We start from the raw sequence: 23597 nt of genomic DNA on the forward strand, positions 1-23597 counted from the left end.
AGCGGGGGGGGGGGGGCAGCGATGTCGCCGGCTGCTTCTCGCCGTCGCCTTCGTGCTGTGCGGTGGAACAACCCTGTTGGCGGTTCCGCACGCGGGCGCTCAGTCTTCGGTACCTGGCGCCCCGGCAATCTCCTCGGCGTCGACGACGCTGACCTCGGTGACAGTCGCGTGGACGGCACCGTCGAGTAACGGCGGCTCGGCTGTCACCGCCTACGACCTACGCCATATCCGCAGTGATGCGACGGACAAGTCGGACAGCCAGTGGACTGAGCAGCACGACATCTGGGAGACGGGCGGAGGCGCGCTGTCGTACACCCAGACCGGGCTGACGCCGTCGGTCGGCTACGACTTCCAAGTGCGCGCCGTCAACGCGAACGGAGACGGCACGTGGTCGGCGACCCAGACCGCCGCCACACCGACCCCGGCGATCTTCGGCACAGCGGCACTCTCGTATGCCGAGAATTCCGCCACGCGCGTGGGAACGTTCACCGTGACGGGCGCCGACCTCGAGGTGGATGAAATCACATGGGCGATCTCGGGTACGGACGCCAGCCACTTCGACATCTCCACGCCGAAGGGGGCGCTGCGCCTGATCGACACCGCGGACACTGCGACTGGCCTGAAGCGTCCGAAGATGCCCGACTACGAGTCGCCCGACGATGACGGCGCGGACCGGTCGTACTCGATCACCCTGACTGCAACGGTCGGCGGGGTCGACTCGACGCTGGCCGTGACCGTGACGGTGACCGACGTCGACGAGCCGGGCGCCGTCGCTCTCTCGCCGGTGCGGCCCAAGGTCGGGACGGCAATCACCGCGACGCTGAGCGACCCCGACACCGTGAGCGGTTCGACCACTTGGGCATGGCAGCGCTCCAGCGGGCGCAACAACTGGACGACCATCTCGGGGGCGACCAGCGCCAGCTACACGCCGGTTGCGGCCGACTCGGGCCAGTACTTGCGCGCTAGGGCGACCTACACCGACGGGCACGGAGCGAACAAGACCGCCGAGACCACGGCGCACCACGTCGTGCTCGCCAGCGTTCTCACTGGCCTGACGGCGAGCACCACCACCGACACCACGCTTGCCCTGACGCCCGGGTTCGAAGCGGACGTGCTGCACTACAAGATCAGCTGCGGCGACACGGACACCATGACCGTCACCCCGACAGCCGACACCGGCGTGCGGCTCGCGATCGACGGCACCCAGACCACCAGCGGCACGGCCGTCGACGTCTCCGTGACAAAGGACAGCGACGTCGTCGTGCGGGCGAGCGTCGCCGACGGCGGGTTCACCGACTACGTCGTGCACTGCGTGCAGGACTTCCTCGCCAACATGAGCGTGACCGAGGAGGTAACCGACGGAGCTACGGAGGAGCTGATCTCGTGGGGGATGCGCAACTACGTGGTCATCATCGACCACCACGGCGTGCCCCGCTACCGGCGGGCCGTGGGTGCATCCGCCGGAGACCCGCGGTTCTGGTTTCGCTTCGCTCGCGTCGGGGCGAACGGAGAATACCGCTACAGCTATGGGAACCGAGGAGCGGGCAGCCAAGCCAATCCACCCGACGCCACTCACTTCATCCTGGACGAAGACTTCCAGCAGATCGCAACTGTGTCGCATGTTTCTCCGCTGACGAACACCGGCGTCCATGACTTCCGCGTTTTGCCCAACGGGAATTACCTGCTGATGTCGTATGAGGATCGGATCCGGCGCGACCTGTCCGCCTATGGGTATGGCCTGAGCAACTTTCCGCGCTTGCACGTTGACTGGCTATCCGGAACGCTGGCCTGGCACCAGGACTCTGGCATCCAGATTGTCAGCCCTTCGCGCCGTTCCGTGTTCTCCTGGAAGTCGTGGGGCAAGCTCCCCTACGAGGACTGCACACAGCACTGGGCCGACCGGTACGCCCACGTCAACATGGCGCACTACTTCGAAGGCACCATCACCGCCTCGTTCCGCGGCTGCTCGAAGGTGCTGGGCATCAACAGCAGCAACGGCAAGACCGAGTGGAGCATCGGGCGCACCAACCTGGAGCCGGGGGAGTGGGTCAGCCGCGGGCTCGGTCCCGAGCCGCTGACGATCATCGGCGACCCGGAAGGCGAGTTCTGCGGCCAGCACGGTGCGGAGTTGCATCTCGGCAACCGGCTCACCCTCTTCGACAACGGCGAGCACTGCGTGGTCGATCCCATCACCAGGGAGAGCACGCGCGAATCCGATCTCTACGCCCGCGCTGTGGAGTACGCACTCGACCTCGACAATGGCGAGGCGGTCTTCCTCTGGGCCAAGGACCAGAACGACTCGAAGACGCTGCAAGGCACCCGCGGCGGGCATGTGGTCGTGCTCGACAACGGCGACTGGCTCATCAGCTGGGCGCGGGAGCGGCAGGAGGATAAGGCGGGCTACGGCAACGTCGAGAAGGCGATCACGCAGGTCGACCCGAAGACCGGGACGCGCAAGCTTGCCTTCGACATTCCCAACCCGAGCGACACTTCCGTGCAGGCCAACATCCGCGCCGCAGCCATGCCCGCCTACGTGCTAGCCCCTCAGCCGGTAGCGCTCAGAGCGGCCGCGCCCGCCAGTGAGCGGACCTCGGTGTTCCACAAGGGCGATGACGACACGCCGCAGGTGCTGGTCACCTTCAACCGCCCCGTCGTCGACTTCGCGGCTGCGTCGCCCTCGCTGAGCGTCTCCGGCGGCACAATCACGGCGGTCAGCGCCCTGGTCGCGGACGGCGAGCCGGCCAATGCGTACCTGTTCACGCTCGATCCCGCCGGCGAAGGCGCGGTGACGCTGAGGCTGCTCGCCAACAAGGCGTGCGCCGATGGCGGCATCTGCGCCGCCGACGGGACCACCCTGAAGCAAGCGCTCACGGCCGTAGTCACCCCGGCGCCCCTGGTCTCGTTCCAGCAGGCCGCGTACAGCGTCAGGGAGGGCGCGTCGGGCTCGGTCGTGGTCCGGCTGAGCCGGGCACACCAGAGCGCCAGCGGCGTCACGATCCCCATCGTGCTCGATTCGGACGCGTCCAGCGCCTCGCAAGACGACTACGCGCCGGACTTCGCAACCGCGCAGAGCGTGACCTTCCAGCGCGGCGAGACCAGCAAGACGTTCAGGATCCAGGCCGCCACCGACACGCTGGTCGAAGGTGACGAGACCGTCGCGCTCGGCTTCGGCAGGCTGCCCGACGCCATCGGCACCGGTTCGATTTCCTCGACCACAGTCACGCTCGCAGACCGCACCACCGCGAGCTTCGACTTCAGCCGCGTCGACGGGGAGTTGGCAGAAGGTGCCAGCGCCTCGCTCTCCTTCGCGATCACCAACGGCGTCACGTTCGCCGAGAACGCGACGATCAATCTCACGGTCGCCGGCAGCGCGACCGCCGGGAACGACTTCACCCTGGAGAACGCGAGCGGTTCGACGCTGTCGTCGCCGTACTCAGTGACCCTCTCCGCGGGTGAATCGTCGACGAGCCTCACCATCCGGGCAACCGACGACAGCACTGCCGAGCCGACAAAGGAAACCGTCACGATCCGAGCGACGTTGGCACTCACGAACGCGAATCTCGGCAGCCGCACGGTCACGATTCCGCCGAGCGATGTCGCGAACGTGCCGGACGTGACGATTGCTGCGGGAACCTCCGTGACCGAAGGCGGCACGGCGTCATTCACGCTGGAACGCACCGGCGCCACCACAGCGGCGCTCACGGTTTCCGTGCGAGCGGTCGCCAGCGGGGCAGCCCTCAGCAGCAGCGCTCCCTCCAGCGTCACCTTCGTCGCCGGCAGCAGCACCGCCACGTTGAGCCTGCCGACGCGCGACGACACGGTCGTGCGGGACGCGGGCGGGCAGGTGACGGTGTACCTGCTGGGCAGCATTTCCAATCCCCCCGCATATCTCACGACGCCGCAGAGCGGCGCGACTGTTGCCGTGAGCGACAACGACGTCGCCAACTTCACCCTCACCGCTTCCGCGAACCGGTTGACCGAGGGCCAATCGCTCACGCTGACCGTCGATGCGGGCGGAGTGACCTTCCCGACAGCTCAGGAGATCGAACTACGGCTGGCTGGCACGGCTGAGCTGGGCACCGACTACCGAATCGGCGGCCAAAGTGGACCGTCGCCCCACCGCATTTCGCTGCCTCGGGGCCAGCGTTCGGCCCGGGTGTCCTTGACCGCTCTCTATGACGACGTCGCGGACAGTCCGGCAGACAACCCCGAGACGATCCAGATCAACGCCTACTACGACAACAACTGGATCGATTCGGCGGACATCGAGCTCGTTGACGGCACACGCCCGCAGGGGACTGGCCCGGTTGGCGGTGGTGGACCCTCTGGCGGTGGTGGCGGTGGTAGCGGCAGCGTCGGAGACGCTGGTGGCAGCTCGGGAGGATTCTGCGCGGACGGCAGCGTCGTCGTGGTGGCTAACGGCTGGAGCCCAGCCGACATCGGCGTGGCCTCAGTGCTTGCGGCGCGCACTCCCGATTCGGCGGTGCTCTATTCCCGTGCGGAAGCGCTGCCAGCAAGCATGGCTCGGTTTCTGCGCATCTGTGGCCCCGGCCGGGTCGTGCTGGTCGGCGGCCACCTCGCCCTTACTCGGGAGGTGCGGTCCGCGGCATCGTCGGCCGCGGACGAGGCGGATGTCGACCGCGTCAGCGGCGCGACCCGTGTGGACACCGCGGCCACCGTGGCATGGCAGATCCTCGGAGATGCCGGATCGCCGACTGCAGCAACCGTGGTAGTGGCCAATGGCTGGAGCCCACCCGATATCGGCGTTGCCGCGTCGCTGGCGGCACGCATTCGCGACTCGGCGGTGCTGTACGTGTTGCCGGGAGGTGTGCCTGAGGCGACGCGAGCGCTGATCGCCGAATATCTCCCTGCGCGAATTCTGGTGGTTGGGGGTGCCAGCGCTGTCACACCCGAGGCCGTGAACTCTCTCGCCGCGTCCGCGCCCGGTGCATCCATCGAGCGCATCACCGGTGCGGACCGCGCTGAGACAGCAGCCAACGCAGCGCGCCACGCCGCGACTGCTGCTGGCTCGTCGGCCTCCACGGTGGTGGTGGCCAATGGCTGGAGTCCGCCCGATATCGGTGCCGCGGCGTCGCTGGTGGCACGTGCTAGCGATTCGGCGGTGGCCTATGTGTCGCCGGGGGAGCTGCCGCTGGCGACGCGGGCGCTGGTTGCCGAACTGCGGCCGGCTCGCATCGTGATCGTAGGCGGCGCTGCCGCTGTCACCCCCGAGGTGGTCGCCGCTATCAGCGTTGCGTCGCCGGGAGCGAGAATTGAGCGCATCTCGGGTGCCGACCGGATTGCCACCGCTGAGCGCGTAGCTCGCCAAGTTCTGGAGGACTCCGAACCCTGAGCTCGGCGATCTGGGTTTGCCGCCGACAGCGAGTCGTCCATCGGGCGCTGGCAGACGCTGAGCGCTAGGTTGCCGCGGCATGGGTGAGTTTTGTTATGCGGAGCGCGACGGGCACCTGTTCGTCGTCACGATCAACCGGCCGGAGCGGATGAATGCCTTGCACCCGCCCGGCAATGCCGAGATGTCGGACCTGTTCGACGAGTTCCAGAACGACCCGGACCTGTGGGTGGCGATTGTGACGGGGGAAGGCGATCGAGCCTTCTCGGCCGGAAATGACCTGCGGTACCAGGCCGAGGGCGGCGACCGTTCGGCGATGCCGTCGTCGGGCTTTGGGGGTCTCACGTCGCGCTGGGATCTCGACAAGCCGGTCATCGCGGCCGTGAACGGCGTGGCGATGGGCGGCGGGTTCGAGATCGCGCTGGCCTGCGACATCATTGTGGCGTCCGAGAACGCGCTCCTGGCGCTGCCCGAGCCCAAGGTGGGTCTGGCAGCGCTGGCAGGCGGCGTGCATCGCCTGCCGCGCCACATCGGGTTGAAGCGAGCGATGAGCATGATGCTGACGGGTCGTCACGTGCCTGCCGCCGAGGCCAAGGAGATGGGCATCGTCGCCGAAGTAGTCCCGCAGGGCGAGGCGCTGGCGTGCGCCCGCCGCTGGGCCGAGATGGTCCTCGAGTGCTCGCCGATGTCCATCCGGGCCACCAAGCAGGCCGCTATGCAGGGTCTCAACGAGGCCGGCGTCCGGGCTGCCCATGAAGGCCGCTACGAGGCGGTGCGGGCCATGAACGGCAGCGCCGACTTCATCGAGGGGCCGCGGGCGTTCTCAGAGAAGCGCCCGCCCCAGTGGCAGGGCCGCTGAGGCTTGTGCTGCCTTAGTCGGCGCCGGGGATCCAGCTGGTGCCGGCCAGCGGCACTTTCGCCATTGCCGCGGCTTCGACGGTGAGCGCCGCCAGGTCCTCTGGTTCCAGGTTCAGCACGTGCGACTTGCCGTTGGCGCGGGCCAGGATCTGCGTCTCGATGCTGAGCACCTGCAGGTAGTTGGCCAGACGCCGCCCGGCCAGTACTGGGTCGAGCCGTGCTGACAGATCTGGGTCTTGGGTGGTGATGCCAGCAGGATCGGTACCGGCCTGGAAGTCCTCCCAGAATCCTGCCGAGGTGCCCAGCTCGCGATAGTCGGCTTCGTAGGCAGGGTCGTTGTCGCCGATGGCGATCAGCGCAGCGGTGCCGATCGAGGCGGCGTCGGCGCCCAGCGCCAGGGCCTTCGCCACGTCGGCCCCCGAGCGGAAGCCGCCTGCCGCAATCAGCTTCACCTCGCGGCGGTGCACACCGAGCTCCCGCAAGGCCCGCACTGCCTCGGGAATCGCCGCGATCGTCGGGATGCCGACATGCTCGATGAACACGTCCTGAGTGGCGGCCGTGCCGCCCTGCATGCCGTCCACCACCACCGCGTCGGCGCCGGCCTTCACCGCCAGCGCGGTGTCGTAGTACGGGCGGGCGGCACCCACCTTCACGTAGATCGGCACCCGCCAGTCGGTGATCTCGCGCAGCTCGCCGATCTTGATCTCCAGATCGTCGGGACCGGTCCAATCCGGGTGGCGGCACGCCGAGCGCTGGTCGATCCCAGTCGGCAGCGTGCGCATCTCGGCCACCCGCTCGGTGATCTTCTGACCCAGCAGCATCCCGCCGCCGCCCGGCTTGGCCCCCTGGCCCACCACCACTTCGATGGCATCGGCCATCCGCAGATGGTCCGGGTTCATGCCGTAGCGAGAGGGCAGGTACTGATACACGAGCACCGAGGAGTGCTCGCGTTCCTCCATCGTCATGCCGCCGTCGCCGGTGGTGGTCGAGGTGCCGGCGGCCGATGCGCCCCGACCCAGCGCCTCCTTGGCCTGCGCCGACAGCGAGCCGAAGCTCATCCCGGCGATCGTGACGGGGATCTCCAGGCGCACCGGACGCTCGGCGCGGTCTTCGCCGATCACCACATCGGTGCCGCACGCCTCGCGGTAGCCCTCCAGCGGGTAGCGCGACATAGAGGCGCCCAGGAACACGAGGTCGTCCAGGGTGGGCAGGCGACGCTTGGCTCCCCAGCCGCGGATGCGGTAGATGCCGGTGTTGGCCGCCCGGCGGATCTCGGCGATCACGTTGCGGTCGAAGGTGTACGACTCGCGCAGGTGCCAGTTCTCGGGGTCATTCTCGGCGACTGGGTCGAGGCCGTCCCGCGGCGTTGCGCCCGATGCTCCGTTCGGTGTCGCGCTCACTGGCCGTCACCGCCGGTCGCCTGTGCGGCCGCTTCCGCGGCGTCCACGTCGTCGATCGTGAAGTTGTAGAGGCGGCGGGCCGAGCCGTATCGGCGGAATTCGCCGGCATCAGCGCTGCCTGCCGCACCGCCAGCGGCGGCCAGCAGCCGTGCCACCGTCTCGGCGTGTTCGGGCCGCATCTCCTTCTCGATGCAATCGGCACCCAGCGATTCCACGGCGCCCCGTACGAAGATCTGCGCCTCATAGATCGAGTCGCCAAGGTCGGCCGCTGCGTCACCGCAAACCACCAGGTTCCCGGCTTGGGCCATGAACGCGCTCATGTGTCCGACGTTGCCCCCGACCACGATGTCGACGCCCTTCATGGAGATGCCGCAGCGGGCACCGGCATTGCCGCCCACCACTAGCAGGCCGCCGCAGCCGGTGGCGCCCGCCGACATGGTGGCGTTGCCGGTGATACGCACCTCGCCCGACATGATGTTCTCAGCCAGTCCGGTGCTGGCGTTTCCCTCGATCAGCACCCGCCCCCGCTGGTGCATGCCGGCGCCGTAGTAGCCCACCGAGCCCCGCACCACCACATCAATGGCCGCCGTGATGCCGCAGGCCACCGCATGGGCGCCGCGGGGATTGATCACCTCGAACGACTCGCCGTCGGCGGCCTCGTGCAGAGCCTGATTGAGCTTGCGCCGAGCCGCCTCGGCGAGATCGAACGTCCGCACCGCCCCGCTCACGCCGCCAGGCTCCAGGTGTAGATCCGGGCCGGCTCGGGTTCCCAGACCTCGGCGTCCAGTGCGCCGGGCAGGCGGGCGATGGCCCGGTACTCAGACGACATGGCAACCCAGTCGTCGGTCTCGGCGACCACTGCGGGCTTGCAGGCGATGGGATCGCGCAGGATGGCGAATCCGTCAGCGACGCCGATGGCGAAGGTGTAGAAGCCGTCGAGATCGCTCAGCGCACCTTCGAGGGCCTCAGTGATGCTGTCGCCCGAGCGCATGCGCCAGGCCAGGTAACCGGCGGCCACCTCGGAGTCGTTCTCGGTCTGGAACGACTCTCCGTGGCCTTCGAGCTGGCGCCGCAGCCGGTTGTGGTTCGACAGCGATCCGTTGTGAACCAGGCAGGTGTCCGAACCCGTCGAGAACGGATGCGAGCCGTTGGTGGTGACTGCCGACTCGGTGGCCATGCGGGTGTGGGCCAGCGCATGGGTGCCGGTGCGCGACCTCAGGTCGTAGCGCTCGGCGACCAAGTCGGGGTAGCCCACGGCCTTGAACATCTCGATCCTGTTGCCCTGGGCCAGCACAGTCGTGCCTGCGACGTTGTCGATGATCCACTGGCGGGCAGCTCGACCGTCGCCGTCGGTGGAGAACACCGCGTGGTCATGCACCCCCTGGACAGTCACCTCCGCGCCCAGGGCTCCCTCGAGGGCTGCAGCCACCGGCCCCCAGTCCACCTCGCGGCCCTCGGCCAGCACGGTGATGCGAGTGCGGCCCCGGACGCCGGCGTCGTACACCGCAAAGCCGGCGCTGTCCGGGCCGCGGTCGCCCATCTCGGCGAGCATGACTTCCGTCAGCCGTCCCAGTTCGTGCCGGTGCGTTTCGGTTTTGCAGAACAAGCCCACAATCCCGCACATGGCCTACCCCCAGCCCGAGATTCCCCGCGCCCGTCCGTCGAGCCTCCCGCACCGTAGCGCCCAGTCCGGCTGAGGGCCGCCGTGGACCGGCCTCAGTTCGGGGTCACTTGCGGGGTGTGTCTGGTTCGTTGAGTACTGTCGGCGCGGGGCCGCAACCGAACTGACGGCCGCAATGTCACGAGCGCCGGGGGGAGCAGGGCATGAGCGACGGCACTGACGCAACCGAGGAGATCCGCAGCCGGGCCGAGGCTGACGGCGTGGAGTTCATCTACGCCATGTTCGTGGAGATGCACGGGAAGCCGTGCGCCAAGCTGGTGCCGGTCAGCGCCTTGGACGGGCTCATGAGCGACGGGGCTGGCTTCGCCGGTTTCGCCGCCGGCCCGATGGGCCAGGACCCCTCCAGCCCCGACATCTTGGCCCTGCCCGATCCGGCCTCGTACACCCAGCTGCCGTGGCAGCCGAACGTGGCCGCGATGCAGTGCGACCCGACGGTGGAAGGCGAGCTGTGGCCGTACGCGCCACGGGTGATCCTGCGCCGGGCGCTGGAGGCAGCGGCTGAGCGCAATCTGGTGCTCAAGTCCGGCGTGGAGGCCGAGTACTCACTGGTGGTGCGCAACGAGGACGGCTCACTCTCGGTTGCCGACGACCGCGACAACATGACGCTGCCCTGCTACGACGCCAAGGGCCTCACCCGGATGCTGCCGCATCTCACTGCGGTGTCGAGGAATCTCGACGCCATGGGATGGGGCAACTACGCCAACGACCACGAGGACGCCAACGGGCAGTACGAGCAGAACTGGCTGTACTCCGACGCGCTCACCACCGCCGACCGGCTGATCCTGTTCAGGCTGATGGTGCACACCCTGGCCCAGCGCGACGGCCGCTACGCCACGTTCATGCCCAAGCCGTTCGCCGACAAGACCGGCAACGGGCTGCATGCTCACACGAGCCTGTGGACCGCTGACACCGACGAACCGCTGTTCATCGGCGGATCTGCCGGCGGGCCTGACACCAAGGGGCTGGGCCTGAGCGACATGGCGTACAAGTTCGTCGGCGGGCTGCTGCGACACGCCCGCTCGCTGGTGGCAGTGGTGTGCCCCATCGTCAACTCCTACAAGCGCATGGGGGTGGGAGCCCCCACCTCGGGTGCCACCTGGGCGCCCGCCTATGCGGCCTATGGCGGCAACAACCGCACGCAGATGATCCGCATCCCCGAGCCGGACCGCATCGAGATCCGCCTGGGCGACGGTGCCGCCAACCCCTACCTGATGTTCGCGGCGTACCTGGCCTGCGGGCTGGACGGGATCGATAACGACATCGATCCGGGCGACCCCAATGTCGACAACCTGCACGCCATGTCGGCCGAGGAGGTGGCCGCCAAGGGGATCGCCGTGCTGCCGCCCACCCTGCTGCACGCCGCCGAGGAACTGGCGGGCAACGAGGTGCTCGGGGCCGGGCTGGGCGACACTGCTGAGGGTCCCTACCGGGACTACTTCGTGAAGACCAAGAAGGATGAGTTCCTGGCTCACCACAGCGTGGTCACCTCTGGCGAGGTCGATCAGTACCTCACGCTGTTCTGAAAAGATGAACCCATGAGCGGATCGAACGCCCCTGACCAGCAGGCGTCGGATCGGGCTGCAGCACGTGCAGCCGCTGTCGCCGACGCGATGGACGACATCGCCAAGATCGATGCGCACGGCCGTGAGCACGGCGGCATCGACCGGGCCGGCATCGCACGCATCAAGGAACGGCTGCTGGAACTGGCTGCCGTCGAGCACCTGTTCCCGCCCGAGGACTTCCCGGCGCCTGACGGCGAGCGGGGCTCGTTCAACTACCGCTTGGCGCAGAACGACGACGGCACGTTGGCGCTGTATGTCCAGAGCGTCGGCGTCGGCACCTCGGCGCCGCCGCACGAGCACCTCACCTGGGCGGTCATCGTGGGCATGCGCGGCCAGGAGCTGAATCGCTTCTACGACTGCTGCGCCGGTGAGGGCGAACCGCATGTCGACCGTGAGGAGATGGTCGAGCGCGGCACTGGCGTCGCGATGCTCGGGCACGACATCCACTCGATCCACATCGAAGGCGCCTCCACCAACTTCCACTGCTACGGCTTGGCCATGGAGAACATGACCGGTCGCCGCTACTGGAACGCCGACCAAGGTGAGTGGCTGGTCTTCGCCGATTCGTCGAGCATCGTCGAAGCCCGTCCGGGCTACCCGACAACGGCCGCCGCCTGAGCCGCATGGCCACGGGTCGGCGGCTCACGCTGCGCCGGCCGATGCCTGAGTCGCCACCGGGGCGGCGTGGCTCAGTCTCGAGGGAAGTGTGATGGCTGACGTTCGCACCATTTCGGCGGCCGAGTTGACGGAACTGCACCGGGGGCTGCTGCGCGGTGACGGCACCGAGCTGGCGCTGACCGATGCCCGTGAGCCGACCGAGTTCACCCGGCGTCACCTGCTGTATGCGGCGAACCTGCCGCTCAGCCACGTGGGCTTGGAGGTGGCGGCCCGCATCCCAAGGCTGGATACGCCGGTGGTGATCTGCGACGGCGGCGGGGGAGAGGCTGCGGCAGTCGCGCTGGAGCTGACCGTGCTGGGCTACACCGAAGCAGCCGTGCTGGACGGCGGCATCGATGCCTGGGCAGCCGCGGGTGGCGAGCTGTACTCGGGCATCAACGTGCCGTCCAAGCTGTTCGGCGAGCTGGTCGAGGAGCACTTCGGCACGCCGCACGTGACCGCCGCCGAGTTGGCTGGCTGGCTGGCCGACGGCCGCGACCTGGTGGTGCTGGACTCGCGCACGCGCCGGGAGTTCAACCGCATGAGCATTCCGACCGGACGGTCCTGCCCCGGCGGAGAGCTGGTGCGCCGGGTGCATGACCTGATCGACGACGGCACGACCGTGGTCGTCAACTGCGCCGGCCGGACCCGCAGCATCTTGGGCGCGCAGTCGCTGCGCTCCGCGGGCCTGGACCGGGTCGTGGCGCTGAAGGACGGCACGATGGGCTGGGAGCTGGCTGGGCTCAAGCTGGAACACGGCCGCGACGAGCTGGCCCCCGAGCCCAGTGCTGCGGGCAGAGCCCAGGCCGAGGCGGCGGCACAGACGGTGGCAGAACGCTGCGGTGTGCGCACGGTCGACCGTGATGAGCTCGACGACTGGCTGGCCGAGGGCGGCCGCACCACCTACTTCATGGACGTGCGCACACCCGAGGAGTTCGCGGCCGGGCACCTGACCGGCGCGATCGGCGCCCCCGGCGGCCAGCTCGTGCAGGCCACCGATGAGTACTTGGTGACCCGTGGGGCCCGGGTGGTGCTGGCCGACCATGACGGCATCGGCGCCACCATGACCGCATCGTGGCTCATCCAGATGGGCTGGGACGCCTACGTGCTCGAGCCGGGATGGCTCGAAGATGCGGAGCTTGTCACCGACGGTGCCGACGAGACCGCCGCCGCGATCCGCTCACGCCAGCCCCCGTTGCCCTACGACCCCGAAGACGCCGATGTGGCCCGCGCCGCCATGGAGGCCTACCTGGTCTGGGAGGTCGCCCTGCCCGACCAGTACGCCGGCGACGACCTCGTCGAATTCCGTTTCTGCTAGCAAGCCCGCCGGGTCTACGCTGGCTGCTACGAGCGGGACGGACCCAGCGCACGGCTCATGTTGTTGGAATGGGTCCGTCCCGCCGTCGCGCACCGTAGTTCTCAGACCCTTTCGATGAGCCTCGATTTAATTCGGTCTTCTGATTCTCGTCGTGGCTAGAGGTCGGCGAAACGCTCGATGGTCTCGGCCCAGGCGCTGGCGTCGTCGGGCGTGGAGATGACCGTCTGCAGCCCGGCCATCGGCGACACCGGTACGGCGATCCGGCTGACGCCGCGGCGCGCCAGGTCGGGAATCTCGTCGAGATCGGCCGGCAGCTGCACGGTGATCTCCAGCGCATCGGGATCCCGGCCGTGCTCGGCGGCAGTCTGGCGGGCCAGATCGATCAGGTCCCAGGGCGCGCCCCGGGCGGGGAAGTAGCCGTCGCCGAGCCGTCCCGCCCGCCGCGCTGCCACCTTCGAGTCGCCTCCCACGATGATCGGCACCGAGCCGTTCACCGGCTGCGGACGGCAGTACGCAGCGTCGAAGTTCACGAACTCGCCATGGAACGTGGGCCGCTCGGCTGACCACAGCTCGCGCATCGCCGCCACGTACTCGTCGGTGCGCCGCCCCCGGTCGTCGAAGTGCTCGCCGACCCCGATCGCGTCGAACTCCTCGCGCATCCAGCCCACGCCGATGCCCAGCAGCACCCGGCCGCCCGACATGTGGTCGAGCGTGGCGATCTGCTTGGCGCACACCACCGGGCTGTGCTGGGGCACGATCAAGATGCCGGTGCCGAAGTTGATGGTGGACGTCACGCCCGCCATGTAGGCCATCCACATCAGCGGGTCGGGCAGCAGCAGATCCTCGACGCCGCCGGCCATCTTCCCGTCAGGGCTGTAGGGGTACTGCGACTGGTAGCCCGACGGGATGACGGTGTGCTCCACCGTCCATGCAGATTCGAAGCCGGCGGCCTCGCCCGCCTGCACGAGTTCGGTGGCCAAGGCGGTGTCCATGGCGAACTTGCCGGTGTTGCAGTACCTGAGTCCGAATTTCATCCTGATCTCCTCCTCGATGGCGGTGGCGGCCCGCAGTCTCGCACGCAGCCCCGCGGCCGGGCCGGGCTGCTGGCGCTGCCTTCGGGTGCAGGCGTGGGCCGCGCACCGGCCGGAATCGCGGCTCGATCCAATACCGTGCCCTCACCTGTCCTCACGTCTCCGGCCCAGGATTCCCCATGCCGTTCTTGCCACACGTCTCGGACATCTTCGACGCGTCGCGCTGGAGCGACGTCGACGGGTTCGACTTCACCGACATCACCTACCACCGCGCCAACGAGCACGGCACCGTGCGCATTGCGTTCGACCGGCCCGACGTGCGCAACGCCTTCCGCCCGCACACCGTCGACGAGCTGTACCGGGCGCTGGACCACGCCCGGCAGACCCCTGACGTGGGCTGCATCCTGCTGACCGGCAACGGCCCCGCGCCGGCCGACGGCGGCTGGGCGTTCTGCTCGGGCGGCGACCAGCGCATCCGCGGCAAGGACGGCTACCGCTACGCCGACGGCGAGACCGCCGACGACATCGACCCGGCCCGCACCGGGCGCCTGCACATCCTGGAGTGCCAGCGGCTCATCCGCATGATGCCCAAAGTGGTGATCTGCGTGGCGAGCGGCTGGGCGGCCGGCGGCGGGCACAGCCTCCATGTCGTGTGCGATCTCACCATCGCCTCCGAAGAGCACGCCCGCTTCCGCCAGACCGACACCAACGTGGCCAGCTTCGACGGGGGTTTCGGCTCGGCCTACCTCGCTCGCCAGATCGGCCAGAAGAAGGCCCGCGAGATCTTCTTCCTCGGCCGCACCTACACCGCCTGGGAACGCTTCGATATGGGCGACGTGAACGCGGTGGTGCCTCACATTCAGCTGGAGTCGGTGGCGCTGGAGTGGGCGGCCGAAATCGTCTCCCGTTCACCCACGGCACAGCGCATGGCCAAGTTCGCGTTCAACCTGATCGACGACGGCCTGGTGGGCCAGCAGGTGTTCGCCGGCGAGGCCACCCGGCTGGCCTACGGCACCGATGAGGCCGCGGAGGGCCGTGACGCATTCCTAGAGAAGCGCGACCCGGAGTACGAGCAGTTCCCCTGGCACTTCTGACCAAGGCCGCGAGGCCGGGTCGGGCGCACTGCTAGGTGGGACGCAGGCGCTGCATGAGCGTCACGTCAAGCCAGCGCCCGAACTTTCGCCCCACCTCTCGCTCCACACCGACAAGCTCGAAGCCGTGTTTGGCGTGCAATGCCACCGACGCAGCGCCGGCGTCGGCGATCCGGGCGAACACTGCATGGAACCCATGGTCGTCGGCGAGTGCCACCAGGTCCCCGAGCAGCAGGCTGCCCACACCTCGACCGTGATGGTCGCGATGCACGTAGACGGAGTCCTCGACGCTGGTCGAATACGCCGGTCGGGTGCGGTAGGGCGACAGGCACGCCCAGCCCAGCACTGTCTCGCCGGATCCGTCGTCAGCATCGCCACCGGAACCCTCGTCGGACACCGCCACGATGCACGGGTAGGCGCCCGAGTGCTCCCGCATCCAGGCGGCCTGCTCGGTCGCCGAACGGGGCACCATGTCGAACGTGGCGGTGCCCTCGGTGACCTCGCGGTTGTAGATCTCCGCGATCGCATCGGCATCGGCCATCGTGGCCAGCCGGGTACGCATGGCAGCGAAGCTACCGAAGGGTCACAGATACACTCCGGATCCCACACTGTTCGGCGCACATCGCTGGCGATGGCGCACGAGCGTCGCCCCGTTAGCTCAGTAGGCAGAGCACAGCCATGGTAAGGCTGGTGTCGCCGGTTCGATTCCGGCACGGGGCTCGCCGCTACCCTGCGGCCCGCAAGGCGGGATAGCTCAGTTGGTCAGAGCGCACGGCTCATAATCGTGAGGTCCTGGGTTCGAGTCCCAGTCCCGCTACTGGAACGGCTTGCGCGCGTCGCCCCTGGACGCGAGCCAGATGCCTGCCGGTAGCCTGTTGCGGCGGACATTCGCCAAGAAGGCCCGCACTGAGTGTCACCCGTGCATCGCGCGCGATGCACCGACGCTGAGGGCAGTAGCTCAATTTGGTAGAGCACCGGTCTCCAAAACCGGCGGTTGCGGGTTCGAGTCCCTCCTGCCCTGCGCCCCCGCCGGTTTGGACCGTCAGCCCGACGGACTGACCATGCCCAAGCCCCCGAAGACAAGTCCCTAACGAACCCCCGGGCCGGAGATATTCCCGATGGCCATGAACCGACGGACACGCCGTCACCTGCAGCGCCAAGGCGAGATGACCGCTGACGGCACGCCCGCGGGGAGGCGCGAGCGGCGTCAAGCCGCTTCGGCGACGCCGACCACCGAGCGCGCTGGACCGGCTCAGTTCGTCGGCGAGATCCGGTCCGAGCTGAAGAAGGTGATCTGGCCGACCCGAGCCGAGATCGTCAACTACTCGATTGTGGTGTTCATCACCATCGTGATCCTGACGGCGATGATCGCCGGATTCGACTGGATTCTGGGCGAGGGCGTCCTGCGCCTCTTCGACGTGAACTGACGAGCATCTGAACTGACGAACATGAGTGACCTGACCGACACCCCCGCAGAACCTGAGACCGACCCGATGGCGACCGCCCGGCGGTTGCTGAGTTCCCAGACGGCGACCACCTTGGTGGGGCCGGGCGCTGAGCCTGTCGAGACCGCCGGCACCGCAGACGCCGTTGATGCGACCGCCGAGGGGGGTGGATTCGTCGACGTGCTCACCGAGGACGAGCTGCTTGCTGCCGACGAGCCGGATGCGAAGCGGGTTTCGCCCTACGACCGCCCGGGCCGCTGGTTTGTCGTGCACACGCAGTCGGGTTACGAGAAGAAGGTGAAGCAGAACCTCGAAGCCCGCATCGGCACCTTCGACATGGAAGAGCAGATTCTCGAAGTCGCGATCCCGATGGAGGACGTGATCGAGTTCAAGGGCGGCCGAAAAGTCGTCGCCAAGAAGAAGGTCTTTCCCGGCTACCTGCTGATCCGCTGCCGTCCCAGCGACGAGGCCCATCACATGATCCGCAGCACACCGGGAGTCACCGGCTACGCCGGTCCGGGCGGCAAGCCGTCACCGCTGCGCCGCCGGGAGGTGGAGGCATTCCTGGCCGAGCCCGACGACGGGCCCGAGATGCCGCGCCGCACCAAGCCGTCGATGATCTTCGAGATCGACGAGGGCGTGCGTATCAAGGAAGGCCCGTTCTCTGACTTCCAGGGTCAGGTCATCGAGATCAACGAGGAGCAGCTGAAGGTGAAGGTGCTGGTGAACATCTTCGGCCGCGAGACTCCCGTCGAGCTCGACTTCGTACAAGTCGCAAAGATCTGAGCCCCAAGGAGCATGTGATGGCAGACAACCCGGCACGACCCGCGGCAGGCCGTGGCAAGCGGGTGAGCGCGGTTGTGAAGATCCAGATCCCGGCCGGGCAGGCATCGCCGGCGCCGCCGGTGGGCACGGCGCTCGGACCGCACGGCGTCGCGATCATGGACTTCTGCAAGGAGTACAACGCCAAGACCGAGAGCCAGCGCGGCACGATCGTGCCGGCGGAGATCACGATCTTCGAGGACCGGTCGTTCACGTTCATCACCAAGACGCCGCCGACCTCGGTGCTGCTGCGCCAGGCAGCCGGTCTGGAGACGGCGGCCAACAACCCCGGCCGCGAGACCGTGGCGCACATCACTGAGGCCCAGGTGGCCGAGATCGCCACGACGAAGATGCCCGATCTCAACGCACGCGATCTCGAGAGCGCCAAACTGCAGGTGATCGGCACCGCGCGGTCGATGGGCATCGAAGTCGCGGGCTGAGTCGAGGCACAGCAGAGGAGCCCCCCAGATGTCAGGGAAGAAGTACGCCGAGGCGACACGGCGGTACGACAGGCAGATGATGCACGAGCCCGCCGCGGCCATCGACATGGTGCGGACGTTCGCGCCGGCGAAGTTCGACGAGACCGTCGATCTGTCGGTGCGGCTCGGCGTGGATCCGCGCAAGGCCGACCAGATGGTGCGCGGCACCGTCGCCTTGCCGTCGGGCACCGGCGGCGACGTGCGCGTTGCGGTGTTCGCCCAGGGTGACGCCGCGGCAGCGGCCTCCGAAGCGGGCGCCGATGTCGTCGGCGGTGCCGATCTGGCCGAGCGCGTGGAGGCCGGCTTCACCGACTTCGACGTGGCGATCGCGACCCCGGACATGATGGGTGTCGTCGGCCGGTTGGGCAAGGTGCTCGGACCGCGTGGCCTCATGCCGAACCCCAAGTCCGGCACGGTGACGCCCGATGTGGGCAAGGCCGTGGGCGAGTTCAAGGGCGGCAAGATCGAGTACCGCACGGACCGGTACGGCAACGTGCACCTGGCGATCGGCAAGGTGAGCTTCACCGCTGAAGATCTGAACGCCAATCTCGAAGCCGTCATGGACGAGCTGGCACGGGCGAAGCCGGCCAGCGCCAAGGGTCGCTACGTCCGCAAGATGGTGGTGTCCTCCACCATGGGCCCGGGCATCCGCATCGACCCCACCACGTTCAACTAGCGCCCCCAACCCCACAACCGGATCGTTGAATCGCTGGGCGCGACCGGTAGCGTTCGGCCCTCGACAACTTGCTCGCCGTAGAACTCCGGTGGCTTCGGCCTGAAATCGGCCCCGTCTGAACCTCGTTCAGGGGCTCGCCCGCCTCGGGTGAGCCGCACGGGTCGGGCCTGATGAGGCGGACGGTATTCCTGTGCGCGTATGCGTCGGGATGCGGTTCTGTCTGGTCTGCGGACCGGTGCCCGTTCTGGGACCGGGAGCGATCTAACCGCCCCAGCACATCGCATTCAGCAGCACAGGAGGTCTCGACAGTGGCGACAGCAACGACAGCTGACGGGCGCGCGCCACGGGCCGACAAGGTGGCCGTGGTGGACGAGGTCCGCGAGCGGTTCACCGACGCCGAGGCCGTGCTGTTCACCGAGTACCGCGGCCTGGACGTGGCCGAGATGGCTGACCTGCGAGGCCGCCTCATCGATGCCGACTGCCGCTACAAGATCTACAAGAACACCCTGGTTCGCCGCGCGCTGTCCGACGATGCACCGGCCGGCACCCTCGACCTGCTGCTGGGACCCACCGCGCTGGCCTTCTGCGGCAAGGATCCTTCGGCTGCCGCCAAGGCGCTGCGCACCTTCGCTGCGGAGCACGACGCACTGGTCATCAAGGGCGGCGTGCTGGCGGGCACGCTGCTCAGCGATGCCCAGGTGCGCGAACTCGCCGACCTGCCGTCGCGCGACGAGCTCATGGCGCAGATGGTCGGCGCGTTCGCTGCGCCGCTCAACGCGCTGGCTTCGATGATGAACAACCTGATCGGCGAGGTGTCCGGTCTCGTTCAAGCCTTGATCGATCGAAGCCCGACAGCCGATTCGACGACCGATTCAACAGACGACTCAACAACCACGGAGAACAACCAATGAGCACATCCACCGACGAGATCCTCGACGCCATCGGCAACATGACCGTGCTCGAGCTGGTCGAGCTGAAGAAGGCGTTCGAAGAGCGCTTCGACGTCACTGCCGCAGCCGCCGCCCCGATGATGGTGGCCGCCGCTGCCGCGGGTGGCGACGGTGACGGCGAGGCCGCCGAGGAGGCCGCCGATGAGGTCACCGTCACGCTGACTGCCATCGGCGACAAGAAGGTGCAGGTCATCAAGGAGGTGCGCTCGCTCACCAGCCTGGGTCTCAAGGAGGCCAAGGACTTGGTGGAGGCCGCCCCGAAGCCTGTGCTGGAAGGCGTGCCGAAGGCCGACGCCGACAAGGCCAAAGAAGCCCTCGAGGCTGTCGGCGCCACCGTCGAACTGTCCTGACCGGCTCCGCTGCAGCGGAGGCCCGTCGCTGGTTGTGGCACACGGCATCGCTGGATAGCGTTGCCAAGGCCGTGGCACAGGTGGCCTCCCTATTCGCGCACCCACCAGTCCCCAGCATCGAAGCCCACAGGTGGGCTCCCTGTTTGCTGCGGACGCCTGCGACTGCGCGCGCTTCCGTCCCCTCGTCGCCTGCCGCGTGCAGTCGCCGGTGACCCATCCCGAACAACTGAACCACTAGGAGAGTCCGTTGTCGTCTCGTGTCGGCCGCGAACGCTATTCGTTCGGCAACCTCGACGAAGTCCTGGAACTCCCGGACCTCGTGTCCATCCAGAAAGACTCCTTCCAACGATTCCTTGATGTCGGCCTCGCGGAGACGTTCTCCGACATCAGCCCCATCAGCGATTTCGGCGGGCATCTGCAGCTGGTCTTCTCGTTCGATCCCCATGACGAGGATCTGCGCCCGCCGCCCAAGTTCTCTGTGGAGGAGTGCAAGGAACGCGACATGACCTACTCGGCGCCGATCTTCGTGCGCGCCGAGTTCAAGAACGCCCACACCGGCGAGGTCAAGGCCCAGACCGTGTTCATGGGCGACTTCCCGATGATGACTCCCAAGGGCACGTTCATCATCAACGGCACCGAGCGGGTGGTGGTGAGCCAGCTCGTGCGCTCGCCCGGCGTCATCTTCCAGCCCGGTGAGCGCTACCGGCTGCGGAACATGTCGAAGCACCAGCTGGTGACGGCCACCATTCACCCCTACCGCGGCGAGTGGATCGAGTTCGACGTCGAGCACAAGCCGGGCAAAGATCCCACCGCCGGCAGCCGGGTGGCCCGCAAGCGTCGTCTCAGCATCTTCTCGCTGCTGCGGGCGCTGGGCTACGGCGAAGACCGCCATCCCGGCCTGCTCGAGCGGTTCGTCGAGCACTTCGACTTCCTGGAGCCCCAGTGGGAGAAGGACCGCGATGTTGCGCCGAACCAGCAGGATTCGCTGCTCGAGCTCTACAAGCGGGTCCGCCCTGGAGAAGTGGCTACGCCGGATGCCGCGTCCAACTACTTCCAGAACGCCTTCTTCGACGAGCGCCGGTACTCGCTGTCCAAGGTCGGCCGCTACAAGCTGAACCGCAAGCTCGGCCCCGAACTCGACCGCGTGTCCGAGCTGTTCGGCCTGAACTTCATCGACGCTGATCACCCCGACGCACTCGAGCATCCCGAGTTGATCCGTCCCGATCCCGATTCCACGGTGCTCACCCGCAGCGAAGTCCTGGCCACGGCGAGCTACCTGCTGCACCTGGCGAATGCCGAACCCGGCTACCGGCTCGACGACCAGGACCACTTCGCCAACCGCCGCATCCGTTCGGTGGGCGAGCTGATCCAGAACCAGGTGCGCATCGGCCTCAGCCGCATGGAGCGGGTCGTGCGCGAGCGCATGACCACCCAGGACGTCGAGGCCATCACGCCGCAGACGCTGATCAACATCCGGCCGGTGGTGGCAGCCACCAAGGAGTTCTTCGGCACCAGCCAGCTCAGCCAGTTCATGGACCAGGTGAACCCGCTGTCAGGCCTCACCCACCGCCGCCGCCTCTCCGCGCTCGGCCCCGGCGGCCTGTCCCGGGAGCGGGCCGGCTTCGAGGTGCGCGACGTGCACTTCAGCCACTACGGCCGCATGTGCCCCATCGAGACGCCGGAGGGCCCGAACATCGGCCTCATCGGGGCGCTGGCCACCTTTGCGCGCGTCAACGAGTTCGGTTTCATCGAATCGCCCTACCGGGTCATCGTTGACGGCAAGGCCACCAGCGAGGTGCGCTACCTGACCGCGGACGAGGAAGAAGAGTTCGTGGTGGCGCAGGCCAACGCGCCGCTCAACCCCGACGGATCGTTCCGCAATCCCCGCGTGCTGGTGCGCAAGAGCCCTCAAGGCGCCAGCCTCGAGGATCTCCGCTTGCAGATGGAGCGCGACACCTACTTCGCTGCCACCACCGAGATCAGCTACGTGCCGGCATCCGAGGTCCAGCTGATGGACGTCTCGCCGAAGCAGATCGTGTCGGTGGCCACGGCGCTCATCCCGTTCCTCGAGCACGACGACGCCAACCGGGCGCTCATGGGCGCCAACATGCAGCGCCAGGCGGTGCCGCTGCTGCGGGCCGAGGCGCCGTACATCGGCACCGGCATCGAGGGCCTCGCCATGGCCGACGCCGCGGAGATGGTGCTGTCGCAGACCGAGGGGACAGCCACCGAGGTCACCGGCGACCACATCGTCCTGGAAGCCGGTGACGGCAACGAGCGCGTCTACCCGCTGCTCAAGTTCCGGCGTTCCAACCAGGACACCTGCATCAATCAGAAGGCCCTCGTCCGCCCGGGCGACCAGGTGTCGGTCGGCCAGGTGATCGCGGACGGGCCGTCCACCGATCACGGCGAGTTGGCACTGGGCAAGAACCTCCTGGTGGCCTACATGGCCTGGGAGGGCTACAACTTCGAGGACGCCATCATCCTGTCGGAGCGCCTGGTGAAGGACGACGTACTCACGTCGATCCACATCCACGAGTACGAGATCGACGCCCGCGACACCAAGCTGGGGCCGGAAGAGATCACCCGGGACATCCCCAACCTGGCTGACGACATCCTCGCCGACCTCGACGAGCAGGGCATCGTCCGCATCGGCGCCGAGGTCGAGCCGGGTGCGGTGCTGGTCGGCAAGGTCACCCCCAAGGGCGAGACAGAGCTCACGCCTGAGGAGCGGCTGCTGCGCGCCATCTTCGGCGAGAAGGCCCGCGAGGTGCGCGACACCTCGCTCAAGGTGCCTCACGGCGAGAACGGCGTCGTCACCGACATCCGCGTGTTCAGCCGCGACGATGACGACGAGCTGCCGCCCGGCGTGAACCAGCTGGTGCGGGTGTACGTGGCCCAGAAGCGCAAGATCAGCGTGGGCGACAAGCTCGCCGGCCGCCACGGCAACAAGGGCGTGATCTCGAAGATCCTGCCGGTCGAAGACATGCCGTATCTGGCTGATGGCACACCCGTCGACATCATCCTGAGCCCGCTGGGCGTGCCGAGCCGCATGAACGTCGGCCAGGTGCTCGAGGCCCATCTGGGCTACGCAGCGCGCTGGGGCTGGAAGGCCACCGACGGGGGCGGCAACGCCGAGATGATCGGCAAGGAGCCGGTCAGCAACACCGCCCGCAAGACCCGCCCCACCACCGAGCCGTCGGTGTTCATCGCAACGCCGGTGTTCGACGGCGCGCGCTGGGATGAGGTCGAGGCCGCGGGTCGGCATCCCACCATCCAGCAGACGCTGGAGAACCTGCGACCCGAGTGGATCAAGGAAGGCGGGACCGGCGAGCGCCTCATGACCCGCACGGGCAAGACCGTGCTGTTCAACGGGCGCACCGGCGAGGCCTACGACGAGCCGATCATGGTCGGCTACAGCTACATCCTGAAACTGGCGCACCTGGTCGACGACAAGATCCACGCTCGCTCGACGGGCCCGTACTCGATGATCACCCAGCAGCCGCTGGGCGGCAAGGCGCAGTTCGGCGGCCAGCGCTTCGGCGAGATGGAGGTGTGGGCGCTGGAGGCCTACGGCGCCGCCTACTGCCTGCAGGAGCTGCTCACCATCAAGTCCGACGACGTGCTGGGACGGGTGCGGGTGTACGAGGCGATCGTCAAGGGCGAGAACATTCCCGAGCCCGGCATCCCCGAGAGCTTCAAGGTGCTCATCAAGGAGATGCAGGCGCTCTGCCTGAACGTCGAAGTCATGTCGACCGCCGGGCAGCAGATCGACATCCAGGGCTTGGACGAGGACGTCTTCCGCGCCGAGGAATCGCTGGGCATCGACATCAGCAGGCCCGAGCGCGGCACCGATGAAGAAGACGAGCTGCGCCGCCAGCAGCGCATCTGATCAGCGCACAGACCCGAGCCCCTGCGAGGGCAATT

General features: G+C 67.9%; 18 protein-coding genes and 3 tRNA genes. 16 read left to right on the forward strand and 5 right to left on the reverse strand.

The window, feature by feature from the left end:
- Positions 1-52 precede the first annotated feature (52 nt).
- Together ACOGXE_RS09460 and ACOGXE_RS09465 are read left to right on the forward strand one after the other, a co-directional pair.
- Positions 53-5353: a cell wall-binding repeat-containing protein gene (locus ACOGXE_RS09460; RefSeq protein ID WP_419930677.1), complete on the forward strand. Its 5301-nt coding sequence runs from the start codon at positions 53-55 to the stop codon at positions 5351-5353.
- A 79-nt stretch (positions 5354-5432) separates the two neighbouring features.
- Positions 5433-6209, forward strand: coding sequence for an enoyl-CoA hydratase-related protein (locus ACOGXE_RS09465; RefSeq protein ID WP_419930678.1), 777 nt, complete (start codon positions 5433-5435; stop codon positions 6207-6209).
- Positions 6210-6222: 13 nt separating this feature from the next.
- Here the strand turns inward: ACOGXE_RS09465 and ACOGXE_RS09470 are convergent, their stop codons facing one another.
- The 3 genes from ACOGXE_RS09470 to ACOGXE_RS09480 all read right to left on the reverse strand — a co-directional run bounded on the left by ACOGXE_RS09470 (position 6223) and on the right by ACOGXE_RS09480 (position 9232).
- Positions 6223-7521 carry an FMN-binding glutamate synthase family protein gene (locus ACOGXE_RS09470; RefSeq protein WP_419933507.1) on the reverse strand — a complete coding sequence of 433 codons (1299 nt, stop codon included), beginning with the start codon at positions 7519-7521 and terminating at the stop codon, positions 6223-6225.
- An 83-nt stretch (positions 7522-7604) separates the two neighbouring features.
- Positions 7605-8324, reverse strand: a complete 720-nt coding sequence (locus ACOGXE_RS09475; protein WP_419933508.1) for a hypothetical protein — start codon at positions 8322-8324, stop codon at positions 7605-7607.
- Between the two features lie 8 nt (positions 8325-8332).
- Entirely contained in the window at positions 8333-9232 is a 900-nt protein-coding gene (locus ACOGXE_RS09480) for a class II glutamine amidotransferase (protein ID WP_419930679.1), read from the reverse strand.
- A 200-nt stretch (positions 9233-9432) separates the two neighbouring features.
- On the opposite strand from ACOGXE_RS09480, the gene glnT reads away from it, so the two are divergent.
- The 3 genes from glnT to ACOGXE_RS09495 all read left to right on the forward strand — a co-directional run bounded on the left by glnT (position 9433) and on the right by ACOGXE_RS09495 (position 12826).
- Positions 9433-10812 (forward strand): type III glutamate--ammonia ligase, encoded by a 1380-nt coding sequence (glnT, locus tag ACOGXE_RS09485; protein WP_419930680.1) that lies wholly within the window; start codon positions 9433-9435, stop codon positions 10810-10812.
- 12 nt (positions 10813-10824) lie between these two features.
- Positions 10825-11469, forward strand: coding sequence for a cysteine dioxygenase (locus ACOGXE_RS09490; protein ID WP_419930681.1), 645 nt, complete (start codon positions 10825-10827; stop codon positions 11467-11469).
- 91 nt (positions 11470-11560) lie between these two features.
- Entirely contained in the window at positions 11561-12826 is a 1266-nt protein-coding gene (locus ACOGXE_RS09495; protein ID WP_419930682.1) for a rhodanese-like domain-containing protein, read from the forward strand.
- A 155-nt stretch (positions 12827-12981) separates the two neighbouring features.
- On the opposite strand, the gene ACOGXE_RS09500 is transcribed toward ACOGXE_RS09495, so the two are convergent.
- A complete protein-coding gene (locus tag ACOGXE_RS09500) occupies positions 12982-13860 on the reverse strand; it encodes an LLM class F420-dependent oxidoreductase (RefSeq protein ID WP_419930683.1) in 879 nt (292 codons plus the stop codon).
- 176 nt (positions 13861-14036) lie between these two features.
- Here ACOGXE_RS09500 and ACOGXE_RS09505 point away from each other — a divergent pair, with 176 nt between their 5' ends.
- Complete coding sequence (locus ACOGXE_RS09505; RefSeq protein WP_419930684.1) at positions 14037-14951, forward strand: 1,4-dihydroxy-2-naphthoyl-CoA synthase; 915 nt, start codon at positions 14037-14039, stop codon at positions 14949-14951.
- Between the two features lie 31 nt (positions 14952-14982).
- Here ACOGXE_RS09505 and ACOGXE_RS09510 read toward each other — a convergent pair whose 3' ends face one another.
- Positions 14983-15510, reverse strand: coding sequence for an N-acetyltransferase family protein (locus ACOGXE_RS09510; protein ID WP_419930685.1), 528 nt, complete (start codon positions 15508-15510; stop codon positions 14983-14985).
- 85 nt (positions 15511-15595) lie between these two features.
- Here ACOGXE_RS09510 and ACOGXE_RS09515 point away from each other — a divergent pair.
- The 10 genes from ACOGXE_RS09515 (at position 15596) to ACOGXE_RS09560 (ending at position 23562) form a co-directional block, all read left to right on the forward strand.
- Positions 15596-15668, forward strand: a tRNA-Thr gene (locus ACOGXE_RS09515).
- A gap of 23 nt (positions 15669-15691) precedes the next feature.
- A tRNA-Met gene (locus ACOGXE_RS09520) sits at positions 15692-15765 on the forward strand.
- A gap of 130 nt (positions 15766-15895) precedes the next feature.
- A tRNA-Trp gene (locus tag ACOGXE_RS09525) sits at positions 15896-15969 on the forward strand.
- Positions 15970-16072: 103 nt separating this feature from the next.
- On the forward strand, positions 16073-16375 hold the full coding sequence (gene secE, locus ACOGXE_RS09530) for a preprotein translocase subunit SecE (protein ID WP_419930686.1): 303 nt from the start codon (positions 16073-16075) through the stop codon (positions 16373-16375).
- A gap of 21 nt (positions 16376-16396) precedes the next feature.
- On the forward strand, positions 16397-17179 hold the full coding sequence (gene nusG / locus ACOGXE_RS09535; RefSeq protein WP_419930687.1) for a transcription termination/antitermination protein NusG: 783 nt from the start codon (positions 16397-16399) through the stop codon (positions 17177-17179).
- Positions 17180-17196: 17 nt separating this feature from the next.
- Positions 17197-17655: a 50S ribosomal protein L11 gene (gene rplK / locus ACOGXE_RS09540; protein ID WP_419930688.1), complete on the forward strand. Its 459-nt coding sequence runs from the start codon at positions 17197-17199 to the stop codon at positions 17653-17655.
- 28 nt (positions 17656-17683) lie between these two features.
- Positions 17684-18370 carry a 50S ribosomal protein L1 gene (rplA, locus tag ACOGXE_RS09545; RefSeq protein WP_419930689.1) on the forward strand — a complete coding sequence of 229 codons (687 nt, stop codon included), beginning with the start codon at positions 17684-17686 and terminating at the stop codon, positions 18368-18370.
- Positions 18371-18678: 308 nt separating this feature from the next.
- Entirely contained in the window at positions 18679-19281 is a 603-nt protein-coding gene (gene rplJ / locus ACOGXE_RS09550) for a 50S ribosomal protein L10 (protein ID WP_419930690.1), read from the forward strand.
- Positions 19278-19670: a 50S ribosomal protein L7/L12 gene (gene rplL / locus ACOGXE_RS09555; protein ID WP_419930691.1), complete on the forward strand. Its 393-nt coding sequence runs from the start codon at positions 19278-19280 to the stop codon at positions 19668-19670. The genes rplJ and rplL overlap by 4 nt, the downstream gene beginning before the upstream one ends.
- A 247-nt stretch (positions 19671-19917) precedes the next feature.
- Positions 19918-23562 carry a DNA-directed RNA polymerase subunit beta gene (locus ACOGXE_RS09560; protein ID WP_419930692.1) on the forward strand — a complete coding sequence of 1215 codons (3645 nt, stop codon included), beginning with the start codon at positions 19918-19920 and terminating at the stop codon, positions 23560-23562.
- Positions 23563-23597: the final 35 nt, after the last annotated feature.

It is taken from the genome of Candidatus Poriferisodalis sp., assembly GCF_965208555.1.
Taxonomy (GTDB): Bacteria; Actinomycetota; Acidimicrobiia; order Acidimicrobiales; family Poriferisodalaceae; genus Poriferisodalis.